Source organism: Burkholderia sp. AU45251, from assembly GCF_030482905.1.
Classification (GTDB): Bacteria; Pseudomonadota; Gammaproteobacteria; order Burkholderiales; family Burkholderiaceae; genus Burkholderia; species Burkholderia aenigmatica.
In genome coordinates this window covers 101,342-113,897 of the sequence record NZ_JAUJQH010000001.1, presented here as the reverse complement: position 1 = coordinate 113,897, position 12,556 = coordinate 101,342, and the positions used below count along the sequence as shown (strand labels likewise).

Genomic DNA, 12,556 nt, shown 5'->3' with positions numbered 1-12,556 from the left:
CGAGGAAGATGCGTCAGACCACGCGCACGGTCAGTTCGCCGAGCCGTTCGACGCCGACCTTCATCACGTCGCCCGCGACCACCGCGCCGACGCCTTCGGGCGTGCCGGTGAAGATCACGTCGCCCGGTTCCAGGCGGAAGAACTTCGACAGGTCGGCCACCGTTTCCGCGACCGACCAGATCAGGTGCGACACGTCGCTCTTCTGCTTCGTCGCGCCGTTGACGGTCAGCCACAGGCCGCCCTGCTCGAAATGACCGACGTCGCTTGCCGGATGCACGGGCCCGATCGGTGCCGAGCGGTCGAACGCCTTGCCGATTTCCCACGGCCGGCCCATTTCGCGCATCTTCATCTGCAGGTCGCGGCGCGTCATGTCGAGGCCGACCGCGTAGCCCCACACGTGTTCGAGCGCGCGCTCGAGCGGAATGTCGGAACCGCCCTTGCCGATCACCGCGACGAGTTCGGCTTCGTAGTGATAGTTCTGCGTCTGCGACGGGTACGCGAGATCGAGCGTTTCGTCGTATGCGACCGGCACGATCGAATCGGCCGGCTTGCAGAAGAAGAACGGCGGCTCGCGATCGGGATCGAAGCCCATTTCGCGTGCATGGGCCGCGTAGTTGCGGCCGACGCAATAGACGCGGCGAACCGCGAACTGCGCATCGCTGCCGGCTACGGGGAGCGCCACGGGCGCTTCGGGCGGGAAAACGAAAGTCATGAATGGCTCCAGCGTAAATACGAATGAAGGGAGCGCGACGCCGCAGCGACGCACAGGAAACAGGAATCGGGAAACGAATCGTCGAAACCGACCGGCGTCAGTCGCGCGCTTCGCGCAGCAGGTTCAGCGCGGACAGCACGGGCCGGTCGGAGTAGCTGAACAGCACGCTGTCGGACGACGCCGACAGCCGCACGGGCGCCCACGACGGCGCGACGAAGATGTCGCGCGGCTCGAATTCGAATGCGTTGCCGCCGATGTGCGCGGCGCCGCTGCCTTCGACGACGCAGTAGATCGTCGCGTCGGTGCTGCGATACGTGCGGCCGTCGAAACCGGCGGGCAGGAACTGCATGAAGGTGGCGATCGTCGGCATCGGCCAGCCGCCCGTCGCGGGGTTCACATAGCGCAGCTTCACGCCGTCCCACGCGTCGAGCTCGCCGTTCCGGTACAGCGCGTCGAGCGCCTCGCGGGTGCGCGCATACGGATAGCTGAAGATCGGCGACGTCGGATCGCTCGCGCGATGCCGCACCGGCACCATGTTGTGACCGAAGCGCGCGAAGCTGTCGCCTTCCGGGCGGCTGATCGGCTGCACGGCTTCCGGGTAGTTCTCCGCGAAGCCCGCGTCGAGGTTTGCGAGCAGCGGAATGTCGAGCCCGTCGAGCCATACGACCGGTTCGCCGCCCGCTTCCTCCGACGGGTTGCCGTGGTCGTGCCACGCCCACGACGGCGTGATGATGAAGTCGCCCGGATGCATCGTCGTGCGTTCGCCGTTCACGGCCGTCCATGCGCCGCGCCCTTCGACGATGAAACGCAGCGCCGACTGCGTATGCCGGTGGCTCGGCGCGATCTCGCCCGGCAAGATCAGCTGCAGCCCCGCGTACAGGGTCGGCGTCATGCTCGACTTGCCGGGCAGCCCCGGGTTCTCCAGCACCAGCACGCGGCGCACGGCCTCCTCCGCGCTGATCACGCTGCCGGCCTGCATCACGAGGTCACGCACCTGCGCGTACTTCCAGATCGCGGCCTGCGCGGCCGGCTGCGGGGATTTCGGCACGAGGTTGTGCAGCGATTCCCACAGCGGCGCCAGGCGCTGCTCGGCGATCCGTGCGTAGTAGGCGGCGCGCGACGCGTCCGGATGAGTCGTCATGATGTCTCCTTGGAGTCGGCCGATCGGCGTCGGCGCTATGTCGGGGCGGGGACCGTGCTGCAGTCCGTTAGCAGAGTTATATTCGACCCAGACATACCCGGTAAAATGGTCAAATCATCTGATCCATATACTTTCGGATATACCTACTCGCGACGAGGCATGCGATGGACTGGACCCACCGGCTGCGACTGCGGCATCTGCAGGTACTGTTGAGCCTTGCCGGCACCGGCAATCTGAGCCAGTCGGCGGTGGCGCTCGCGACCACGCAGCCCGCGCTGTCGAAATGGCTGAAGGAACTGGAAGAGGATGTCGGGCTGCCGCTGTTCGAGCGGCATGCGCGCGGCCTGCGGCCGACGCCCTACGGCGAAGCGCTGATCGAGCATGCGCGCCGCGTCGAGGCGCAGCTCGACGTCGCGCGCGACGACATGGCCGCGCTGCGGGAAGGCGGCAGCGGTCTCGTGACGATCGGCACGTCGGGCGTCGCGGCGGCCGATACGGTGCCGCTCGCGGTATCGCAACTGCTGAAACGCATGCCGCGCGCACAGGTTCGGATGACCGAAAGCACGATGAACCAGCTGATGCCGCAGCTCGCGCGCAGCGAACTGGATATCGTCGTGGGCCGTTCGGGGTCGACATCCGTCGATCCGCTGCTTCACGCCGAAGCGCTGTATGTCGATCCTGTCGTGTTCGTCGCACGGCCCGACCATGCGCTCACCGGCGCGGCGTCGGTCGGCTGGGACGACGTGCTCGCCTATTCGTGGATCGTGTGGCCGTCGGGCACGCCGGTGCACAACGCGCTGGAGGCCGCGCTGACGGCCGCCGGCCGCGTGCGGCCGCCGCACTGCGTCGAATCGAATTCGTCGATCCTCAACCTCACGCTGCTGAACAACACCGACCTGCTCGGTGTGGCGTCGCATCGTGCCGCGCAGCGCTTCGCGCAATTGAACGCGATCCGGATCCTGCCGATGCAGCTCGAAGGCCAGGGCGCGGTGTCGATGTACTGGCACCCCGATAGTGCGAATCGCGCGGCCGTGGCCGCGACGATCGAGTGCCTGCGCGCCTGCGCGGCGCCGCAGGTCGGTGGGTGGGAAAAAGTGAAGGTGGAATGAATGGCGCGGCCCGGCGTCACCCGGGCCGCGTTGCCGCGACGACGCGAAGCGTCACGTCACGCGCCGTCGCAGGATGCCGTGCCGTCCAGCATCAGCGTGCCAACCCGCGCGGGCACGAGCGGCGTGCGCGGCACCGGCGGGGTCCAGCCGAACAGTGCCTGCGCGGCCGCGCCGCACACGCGGCCCTGACACGCGCCCATCCCGCAACGGGACTGCAGTTTCGCCGCCGTCCAGCCCGGCGCTTGCGCGACCGCATCGAAACGCACGTCTTCGCAGCGACACAGCAGCGTATCGGGCCGCGCAAGCCGGCGGATCGGCTCGCGGATCGCAAAGCGCTCGCGCACGGCATCGGCAAACGCCTGCCAGTGTGCTCGCTGCGTCACCAGCGCAGCCAACGGCGCCGTCTGCCCGGTCGCCGCCAAACCGGCGATTTCGCCTTCGACCATCGCCAGTTCGCTGCCGCCGACGCCCGTACACTCACCAGCCGCGAAAACCCCGTCGCGGCTCGTGCGCTGATGCGCATCGACCGCCACCGCGCCATTGTCGATCCGGCAGCCGAGATGGCTCGGCAGCACGGTATTCGGCACGAGGCCGAAGCCGCACGCGAGCCGGTCGCAATCGACGTCGAACTCGCGATCGCCCTGACGAATCCGCACGCGTTCGAGCCGCTTGTCGCCGAACGCTTCGACGACGTGCGCATCCGGCCGATAAGCGGCCGTGACGAGCTTCGCCGCCTGCGCGAGCTTCGACGGCCAGCGCCACAGCCCCGCCCCGAAACCGGCAACGCTGCCCCATGCGGCCTGTTCGAGCACATGCGACACGCGCGCGCCGGCCTGACGGGCCGTCGCGGCGCTCGCCAGCAGCAGCGGCCCGCTGCCCGCGATCACCGTGCGCTGCCCGCGCACGTCGAGGCCATACTTGATCAGCGCCTGCAAGCCGCCCGCACCGGTGACACCCGGCAACGTCCAGCCCGGAAACGGCAGCAGCAGCTCGCGTGCGCCGCAGCAGAGAATCAGCGTCCGGAAATCGAGCAGCAGCCCGCGCTCGTCGTCTTCGAGCAGCAGCGTGCCCGGCTGCGTTTCGGCGACGATGCGCGTTGCCGCGAGATGCGTGACGTTCGGCTGCCGCAATACGGCGAGCCGCTCGGCGGCCGCCGGCGCCGGCGTCGCCGCTGCGCCTTGCCGCCAGATCTGCCCACCCGCGCGCGGGTTATCGTCGACGATCGCAACCGTCGCACCGCTTCGCGCGGCGGCCCGTGCAGCCGACAGCCCGGCCGGGCCGGCGCCGACGATCGCGACGTCGACGCTCAGTCGTTCCTGTTTCATCGGGTGCGCTCCACCTGCATTCCGTCGCGGCACAGCGTCTGGCAAGCCAGCCGGCGGCGGCCGTCGATCGTCATCCTGCACTCCTGGCAGATGCCCATCCCGCAAAACGGCGCACGCGCCGCACCCGTGCACGACACGCGCGTCGTGTCGTCGCCGCTCGCCGCGACGGCGGCCGCGACGGTCGCGCCGTCGGCCACCGTCAGTGCGCGACCGTCCAGATGAATGATCATGTCAGCCTCCGCCGGGCCGCCCCAAGGAGGCTGACTGCCCCCGCGGGGGGCACCGTGCATGGGACCGGAGTAAGCACGGAAGCGCCAACGCCGGTCGCCAGCGTACGAAGTGAGCGAGGGGGTCGTTTCATGTCAGCGCTCCAGCTACGAGGGACGCGCTCAGGAAGCGTCCCGGCCAATACGGTTCGATATCGATGGGCGGCCGTTCGCCGGCCATCAGCGCAGCGACGAGCCGCGCGCTGCCCGGCGCGGTCGTCACGCCGAGCCCTTCATGCCCGACCGCGAGCCACACACCCGGCCGCGCCGGATGCTCGCCGAGCAGCGGCAGCCCGTCGGGGCTCGCGGAACGGAACCCCGTCCATGAGCGGATGCCGTTCAGGTCGGCCAGGTCGGGCAGATAGCCCGCCGCTCGGCGCAGCATGCGCGCCAGCACGGGCGGCTCGACTTGCGCGTCCTCGGTGTCGAACTGGCGCGACGAACCGATCAGCAACTGGCCGGTCGGCCGCGGCTGCACGTTGAACGCGACCGACGTGCCGTCGCTCGCGTGTGCGCTCGCCGCATAGCCCAGCTCGACGAGCTGGTGCGACACCTGGCCCGGATAGCGGTCGGTAATCAGCAGATGGCCCTTTTTCGGGCGCAGCGGCAGCTCGGGCAGCAGCAAGCGCGCGGCAACGCCGTTCGCGACAAGCACCCGCTCCGCGCGCAGCGTGTCGCCGCTCGCGAGCGTCACGCTCGGGCCATCGACCGCGACGGCCCTGTCGCGCCGCAACGTGATGCGCGGCGCGCGCTGCAGCAGCCAGTTCGCGGTGACGGGCGCATAGAGGATCGCGTCGCCGGGAATCTTCAACGCCCCGCCAAGGCCCGGGCGCAGCATCGGCTCCAGTTGCGCGAGCGTCGCCGCGTCGATCAGTTCACCCGCCACACCATGCGCGGCGAGCGTCGCCTGCTTCGCGCGCGCCAGATCCATTTCGTGCGCATCGGCCGCGAGCCACAGCGTGCCGCAGTTGCGGTACGCGCATCCGTCGGGCATCTCGCCGCTCAACGCGCGCCACAGTTCGATCGAGTAATGGCTGAGCGCGAGTTCGGCCGCGTTGTCGTCCATCGCGACGAGGTGCCCCATGCCCGCGCCGGTTGCACCGCCGCTCGCGTCGTCGACGACGAGCACGCTCAGCCCGCGCTGCGCGAGTTCGTGCGCACACGCCGCGCCGACGATACCGGCGCCGATCACGACGACATCCGTCCTCGCATCGCTCACGGCGCAATGCCCCAGCCAAACGGATCGTCTTCCTCGATCAGCAGCGTCGCTTCCGCACTCAGGTGCGCGCTGCCGCGGATCGTCGGCACGATACCGCCTTCGACCTGCTCGTAGCTCGCGTGGAACACGCTGCCGATCACGCTCGCCTGCCGCCATACAGCGCCCGGCGCGAGCTTGCCGTCGGCCGCGAGGCACGCGAGCTTCGCACTCGTGCCGGTGCCGCACGGCGAACGGTCGTACGCGAGGCCCGGGCACAGCACGAAGCTGCGGCTGTCGTGTTCGGGATCGTCGGCGAACAGCTCGATATGGTCGATCTCGCCGCCGTTCGCGCCGGTGATGCCCGCGCGTTCGAGCCCTTCGCGCACGGCCGACGCATACGCGGTGAGCGCCGCGACGTTGTCGCCGGCGACGCGCTGCCCGTGGTCGCTGATCAGGAAGAACCAGTTGCCGCCCCACGCGATGTCGCCCTTCACGGGGCCGTAACCCGGCACGTCGAGCGCGACGCCCTTCGCATGGCGATACGCGGGCACGTTGCGCACGCTGACCGACAGGTCGTCGTGCAGCGTCGCCTCGACGGTGCCGACGGGCGTTTCGATCCGGTGCATGCCGGGCGCGATGCGCCCCATATGGTGCAGCGTGCGCACGACGCCGATCGTGCCGTGTCCGCACATCCCGAGATAGCCGCTATTGTTGAAGAAGATCACGCCGGCCGCCGCATCGGGCGACACGGGTTCGCACAGCAGCGCGCCGACCAGCACGTCGCTGCCGCGCGGTTCGAGAATGCATGCGGCGCGGTAGCGGTCGTGCTCGCGCGCGAGCACGTCGCGGCGCTCGGCCATCGTGCCGCTGCCGAGCGCGGGGAAACCGGACACGACGAGCCGAGTGGGTTCGCCGCCCGTGTGCGAATCGATGATCTGGATGCGCTTCATCATGAGCCGTCCGAAGTGGGGAAAGGAGCATAGCTTCCTCCGTCGCGCGTCCGTCCGCTTGTGGCTTTTCGATGAGGACGACGACGAAATCGGCATAGTGCGAAGCGCCCTTCCCGCACCGTCCGGCCGCTGTGCCGATTTCGTCATTTTGCTCCGCGATACGACTCAAGCGTGATGGGCATTTGCGCGGCGATACTGGTTGCACACCGACACCACGTCGGCCGACCGATACAAACACGTAGGAGATTGAAGTGAGCCGAAACGCCATTCAGTGGACCGGGGTTTTCCCGGCCGTCAGCACCCAGTTCAAGCCGGACTTTTCCCTCGACATCGACGCCACGCACCGCGTGGTCAAGAACCTGGTGAACGACGGCGTGTCGGGCCTCGTGGTCTGCGGCACGGTCGGCGAAAACACGTCGCTGTCCACGAGCGAGAAGCTCCAGGTGATCGAGGCCGCACGCGACGCAGCCGGCGGCAAGATCCCGGTGATCGCCGGCATCGCCGAATTCACGACCGAATTCGCACGCAACACCGTGCGTGAAGCCCAGCGCGTCGGCGTCGACGGCGTGATGGTGATGCCCGCGCTGGTCTACTCGGCGAAGCCGCATGAAACCGCCGCGCACTTCCGCGCGGTCGCGACGAGCACCGACCTGCCGGTGATGGTCTACAACAACCCGCCGATCTACAAGAACGACGTGACGCCCGACGTGCTGATCGCGCTGCAGGATTGCGAGAACATCGTCTGCTTCAAGGATTCGTCGGGTGATACGCGTCGCTTCATCGACCTGCGCAACGCGGTCGGCGATCGCTTCGTGCTGTTCGCGGGCCTCGACGACGTCGTGGTCGAGAGCATTGCCGTCGGTGCCGAAGGCTGGGTGTCGGGCATGTCGAACGCGTTCCCGAAGGAAGGCGAGACGCTGTTCCGCCTCGCGAAGCAGAAGCGTTTCGACGAAGCGCTCGCGCTGTATCGCTGGTTCATGCCGCTGCTGCACCTCGACGCACGCCCCGACCTCGTGCAGTGCATCAAGCTGTGCGAAGAGCTGGTCGGCCGCGGCAGCGCAATCACGCGTCCGCCGCGCCTCGCGCTGCAGGGCGACACGCTCGCGGAAGTGAAGGCCATCGTCGCGAAGGCGCTCGAAACGCGCCCGGCGCTGCCCGACGTCGGTCTCTGATCGACTCCCCCTGCGGCGGTGCGCGGGCTTTCCGCCTGCGCGCCGCCGTCTCCGGTCCGGCATGGCCCGCGGGCCCGTTCGCACCGGCGCCAGCCCGCGCCGCGCATGAACGCCCCGCAGCCCGCCCCGGTCGTTCGAACCGGGCGATGCCGGCCGGCAGGCAGGCGCCGCTGCTCCGTCGGAGCGCGGCGCACCTCAAGCCGGTGCCGATATTCCCCTAGGAGACAAGCCCATGCCAGGTCAAGGCAACGCTCAACCGTCTGTCCCGCTTTCCCGTTCCGCGCACCCCGACGCGGGTCACGGCAAGTTCAAGAAACAGCTGTCGCTGACCGATCTCACGTTCATCGGTCTCGGCGCCATTTTCGGTTCGGGGTGGCTGTTCGCCGCGAGTCACGTTTCGACGATCGCGGGCCCGGCCGGCATCTTCTCGTGGCTGCTCGGCGGCTTCGCGGTGCTGCTGCTCGGCATCGTCTACTGCGAACTCGGCGCCGCGCTGCCGCGCGCGGGCGGCGTGGTCCGCTACCCGGTGTTCTCGCACGGCCCGCTGCTCGGCTACCTGATGGGCTTCATCACGCTGATCGCCTTTTCGAGCCTGATCGCGATCGAAGTCGTCGCCGCGCGCCAGTATGCGGCCGCGTGGTTTCCCGGCCTGACCGTCGAAGGATCGAGCGACCCGACCACGCTCGGCTGGCTCGTGCAGGCCGCGCTGCTCTGCTTCTTCTTTTACCTGAACTATTCGAGCGTGAAGACGTTCGCGAAGGCGAACAACATCATCAGCATCTTCAAGTTCATCGTGCCGCTGTCGGTGATCGCGGTGCTGTTCACGTTCTTCAAGCCCGCGAACCTGACCCTGCACGGCTTCGCGCCGTTCGGCATGCCGGGCATCGAGATGGCGGTGTCGGCGGGCGGCATCATCTTCGCGTATCTCGGGCTCACGCCGATCGTGTCGGTCGCGAGCGAAGTACGCAATCCGCAGCGCACGATCCCGATCGCGCTGATCCTGTCGATCCTGCTGTCGACGCTGATCTACGTGCTGCTGCAACTCGCGTTCATCGGCAGCATCCCCACCGACATGCTCGCCGCCGGCTGGCACGACGTGAGCAAGGCGTTCTCGCTGCCGTACCGCGACATCGCGCTGGCGCTCGGCGTCGGCTGGCTCGCGGTGATGGTCGTCGCCGACGCGATGATCTCGCCGAGCGGCTGCGGCAACATCTACATGAACGCGACGCCGCGCGTCGTCTACGGCTGGGCGAAGACGGGCACCTTCTTCAAGGTGTTCACGCGCGTCGACGAAGCGTCGGGCATCCCGCGCGCGGGCCTGTGGCTCACGTTCGGCCTCTCGATCTTCTGGACGCTGCCGTTCCCGTCGTGGGAAGCGCTGATCAACATCGTGTCGGCCGCGCTGGTGCTCAGCTACGCGGTCGCGCCGGTGTCGGTCGCCGCGCTGCGCCGCACCGCGCCCGACCTGCCGCGGCCGTTCCGCGCGGTCGCGTTCGGCGTCACCGGCCCCGCGTCGTTCGCGATCGCCGCGCTGATCGTCTACTGGTCGGGCTGGAGCACGGTGTCCTGGCTGCTCGGCCTGCAGATCGTGATGTTCGTGATCTATCTCGCGTGCCGCCGCTGGGTGCCGACCGCGCACCTGAGCCTCGCCGAACAAGTGCGCTCGTCCGCGTGGCTGATCGCGTTCTATGCCGCGATGATCGTGCTGTCGTATCTCGGCGGCTTCGGCGGCACCGGCCAGCTTGCGCATCCGTACGACACGGTCGTCGTCGCGGCCGTCGCGCTCGTCATCTACTACTGGGGTGCGAATACCGGCGTGCGCGCCGACAAGCTGCAACTCGACGACGACGAGGACTGACGCATCCGCGCCCTTTCCCATGATCCCTTCGGCCGGGCGCCCTACGCCCGGCCCCTGCTTTTTCCGAGGAAAACCATGCAACTCACAGGTCAACTCCTGATCGGCCAGTCCGCCGTTGCCGGACAGAACGGCACCCTTCACGCGATCGCCGCCGCAACCGGCGAACGGCTCGAACCCGCCTTCGGCGGCGCGAGCCTGCACGACCTGGAGACGGCCTGCGCGCTCGCCGACGACGCATTCGACACGTATCGCGAAACGTCGCTCGAAGCCCGCGCCGCGTTTCTCGACGCGATCGGCCGCCACATCATGGCGCTCGGCGACGACCTGATCGAGCGCTGCGTGATCGAAACGGGCCTGCCGCGCGCCCGTATCGAAGGCGAGCGCGGCCGCACGGTCGGCCAGCTCGCGCTGTTCGCGTCGCTCGTGCGCGACGGCGGCTTTCTCGACGCGCGGATCGACCCTGCGCGCCCCGAGCGCAAGCCGCTGCCGCGCGTCGACCTGCGCCTGCGCAATGTCGCGGTCGGGCCCGTCGCCGTGTTCGGCGCGTCGAACTTCCCGCTCGCGTTCTCGGTCGCCGGCGGCGATACGGCTTCGGCGCTCGCGGCCGGCTGCCCGGTGATCGTCAAGGCGCATTCGGCGCACCCGGGCACGTCGGAACTCGTCGGCCGCGCGATCCAGCAGGCCGCGCGCGAATGCGGGATGCCGGCCGGCGTGTTCTCGCTGCTGTTCGACGCGTCGCGCGAGATCGGCCAGGCACTCGTCGCCGATCCACGCATCAAGGCCGTCGGCTTCACCGGCTCGCGCCGTGGCGGCGTCGCGCTGATGCACATCGCGGCCGCGCGCCCCGAGCCGATTCCCGTCTATGCGGAAATGAGCTCGATCAATCCGGTACTGCTGTTTCCCGCCGCGCTCGACGCGCGGCACGACGCGATCGCCCCGCAGTTCGTTGCATCGCTCACGCTCGGCGCCGGCCAGTTCTGCACGAACCCGGGCCTCGTGCTCGCGGTCGACGGCCCCGCGCTGCGCGCATTCGAGGAAACGGCCGCCACCGCGGTTCGCGCAGCACCCGCGCAAACCATGCTGACGCCGCACATCCACGCCAGCTACGAACAAGGCGTCGCGACGCTGCGCGATCACGCGGCCGTCGAGCTGCTCGCACAAGGCGCCGAAGGCAACCGCCTGCAGGCCCGCGCGGCACTGCTCGCAACCTCGGCCGACGCTTTCATCGCGCATCCCGAGTTGCGCGACGAAGTGTTCGGCCCCGCGTCGCTGATCGTGCGTTGCCCGGACGCCGACACGCTGCATCGCGTGCTGAAGTCGCTCGAAGGCCAGCTGACGATCGCCGCGCATCTCGCCGACGGCGACGCACCGCTGTTCGCCGCGCTGCGACCGACGCTCGAGCGCAAGGCCGGCCGCATTCTCGTCAACGGCTTCGGCACGGGCGTCGAGGTCGGTCATGCGATGGTGCACGGCGGCCCGTTCCCGGCCACCTCCGACACGCGCACGACGTCGGTCGGCGCGCGCGCGATCGAACGCTTCCTGCGCCCCGTGTCGTATCAGGACCTGCCGGACGCGCTGCTGCCGGACGCGATCCGCAACGGCAATCCGCTGAACGTGCCGCAACGCATCGACGGCGTGCCCGCGCCGCGGGAGGCGTGACATGTCCACATCCCCCGACGAAATCGTCCTGTCGCTCGATGAAGTCCACGCGCTCGCGCTGCGCGTGCTGACGCACAACGGCATGTCCGACGCGCATGCGCGGGCCATCGCCAACGTGATTACCCAGGGCCAGCGCGACGAATGCCATTCGCACGGCGTGTACCGGCTGCTCGTCTGCGTGCGTTCGTTGAAGAAGGGCAAGGTCGATCCGCAGGCCGTGCCGACGCTGCGGCGGCTGTCGTCGTCGATCGTCGCGGTCGACGCGCATCGCGGCTTCTCGCTGCTGAGCTTCGAAACGGGCCTGCCCGTGCTCGTCGAGATGGCGAAGCAGCACGGCATCGCCGCGATGATGATCAACCACTGCTATCACTTCTCCGCGCTGTGGCCCGAGGTCGAGGCGATCGCGGCCGAAGGGCTGGTCGGCATCGCGATGAACCCGAGCCACAGCTGGGTCGCGTCGGAAGGCGGCAAGGAACCGGTGTTCGGCACCAACCCGATCGCGTTTGCGTGGCCGCGGCCGGGCGGCGTGCCGTTCGTGTTCGATTTCGCGACGAGCGCGATCGCGCGCGGCGACATCGAGCTGCACGCGAAGCAAGGCAAGGCGATTCCGCCAGAATGGGCGATCGACGCCGACGGCCGGCCCACCACCGACCCGAAGGCCGCGCTGCAGGGCGCGATGCGCACGTTCGGCGGCCACAAGGGTTCAGCGCTCGCGGCGATGGTCGAACTGCTCGGCGGTGCGCTGATCGGCGACATGACGAGCCGCGAGTCGATGGACTTCGACGAAGGCGTCGGCGCGACGCCGTGCCACGGCGAACTCGTGATCGCGTTCGACCCGAAGGTGTTCCTCGGCGATGACCTCGACACGGGGCTCGCGCGCGGCGAACGGATGTTCGAGTCGATCGTCGCGCAGGGCGCGCGGCTGCCGTCGCAACGACGCTTCGACGCCCGCGCGCGCAGCATCGCGAACGGCGTGCGGATTCCGAAGCCGCTGTACGACGAGATCCTGACGCTGCTCGACTGATCGCCAGGCGCGGGGCCGGATCGCGCATTCATTGGCGTGCAACGTGCGATCCGGCCTTCTCCCGGGCCGCTCGCACGGGTGTACCGTAACCGCCCGGACGTTCCGCACCGGGCACGCCGCCCGCGCGGGTTGCCGGCCCCAC

11 protein-coding genes are annotated in these 12,556 nt (G+C 69.1%); 5 read left to right on the top strand and 6 right to left on the bottom strand.

Going from position 1 to position 12,556, the window contains the following annotated elements; translation table 11 throughout:
• Positions 1–13: 13 nt before the first annotated feature.
• Together QZM67_RS00490 and gtdA are read right to left on the bottom strand one after the other, a co-directional pair.
• Positions 14–712, bottom strand: coding sequence for a fumarylacetoacetate hydrolase family protein (locus tag QZM67_RS00490; protein WP_301800208.1), 699 nt, complete (start codon positions 710–712; stop codon positions 14–16).
• Positions 713–809: 97 nt separating this feature from the next.
• On the bottom strand, positions 810–1,853 hold the full coding sequence (gtdA, locus tag QZM67_RS00485) for a gentisate 1,2-dioxygenase (RefSeq protein WP_301800207.1): 1,044 nt from the start codon (positions 1,851–1,853) through the stop codon (positions 810–812).
• A gap of 164 nt (positions 1,854–2,017) precedes the next feature.
• Here gtdA and QZM67_RS00480 point away from each other — a divergent pair, with 164 nt between their 5' ends.
• Entirely contained in the window at positions 2,018–2,962 is a 945-nt protein-coding gene (locus tag QZM67_RS00480) for a LysR family transcriptional regulator (protein ID WP_301800206.1), read from the top strand.
• A gap of 56 nt (positions 2,963–3,018) precedes the next feature.
• Here the strand turns inward: QZM67_RS00480 and QZM67_RS00475 are convergent, their stop codons facing one another.
• The 4 genes from QZM67_RS00475 to QZM67_RS00460 all read right to left on the bottom strand — a co-directional run bounded on the left by QZM67_RS00475 (position 3,019) and on the right by QZM67_RS00460 (position 6,701).
• Positions 3,019–4,287 carry an FAD/NAD(P)-binding oxidoreductase gene (locus QZM67_RS00475; protein ID WP_301800205.1) on the bottom strand — a complete coding sequence of 423 codons (1,269 nt, stop codon included), beginning with the start codon at positions 4,285–4,287 and terminating at the stop codon, positions 3,019–3,021.
• Positions 4,284–4,517, bottom strand: coding sequence for a 2Fe-2S iron-sulfur cluster-binding protein (locus tag QZM67_RS00470; RefSeq protein WP_012338331.1), 234 nt, complete (start codon positions 4,515–4,517; stop codon positions 4,284–4,286). Before QZM67_RS00470 ends, QZM67_RS00475 begins: the two co-directional genes overlap by 4 nt.
• A 127-nt stretch (positions 4,518–4,644) precedes the next feature.
• Positions 4,645–5,772 (bottom strand): FAD-binding oxidoreductase, encoded by a 1,128-nt coding sequence (locus tag QZM67_RS00465; protein WP_301800204.1) that lies wholly within the window; start codon positions 5,770–5,772, stop codon positions 4,645–4,647.
• Positions 5,769–6,701 carry a 4-hydroxyproline epimerase gene (locus tag QZM67_RS00460; protein ID WP_301801385.1) on the bottom strand — a complete coding sequence of 311 codons (933 nt, stop codon included), beginning with the start codon at positions 6,699–6,701 and terminating at the stop codon, positions 5,769–5,771. Before QZM67_RS00460 ends, QZM67_RS00465 begins: the two co-directional genes overlap by 4 nt.
• Positions 6,702–6,952: 251 nt before the next feature.
• Here QZM67_RS00460 and QZM67_RS00455 point away from each other — a divergent pair, with 251 nt between their 5' ends.
• The 4 genes from QZM67_RS00455 (at position 6,953) to QZM67_RS00440 (ending at position 12,414) form a co-directional block, all read left to right on the top strand.
• Positions 6,953–7,873, top strand: coding sequence for a dihydrodipicolinate synthase family protein (locus QZM67_RS00455; protein WP_006484863.1), 921 nt, complete (start codon positions 6,953–6,955; stop codon positions 7,871–7,873).
• 232 nt (positions 7,874–8,105) lie between these two features.
• On the top strand, positions 8,106–9,731 hold the full coding sequence (locus QZM67_RS00450; RefSeq protein ID WP_301800203.1) for an APC family permease: 1,626 nt from the start codon (positions 8,106–8,108) through the stop codon (positions 9,729–9,731).
• Between the two features lie 75 nt (positions 9,732–9,806).
• Positions 9,807–11,390 (top strand): aldehyde dehydrogenase (NADP(+)), encoded by a 1,584-nt coding sequence (locus QZM67_RS00445; RefSeq protein ID WP_301800202.1) that lies wholly within the window; start codon positions 9,807–9,809, stop codon positions 11,388–11,390.
• Between the two features lies 1 nt (position 11,391).
• The gene (locus QZM67_RS00440; protein ID WP_301800201.1) at positions 11,392–12,414 is read left to right on the top strand and encodes an Ldh family oxidoreductase; all 1,023 of its coding nucleotides are present in this window, start codon (positions 11,392–11,394) and stop codon (positions 12,412–12,414) included.
• The last annotated feature ends 142 nt before the right edge of the window (positions 12,415–12,556 follow it).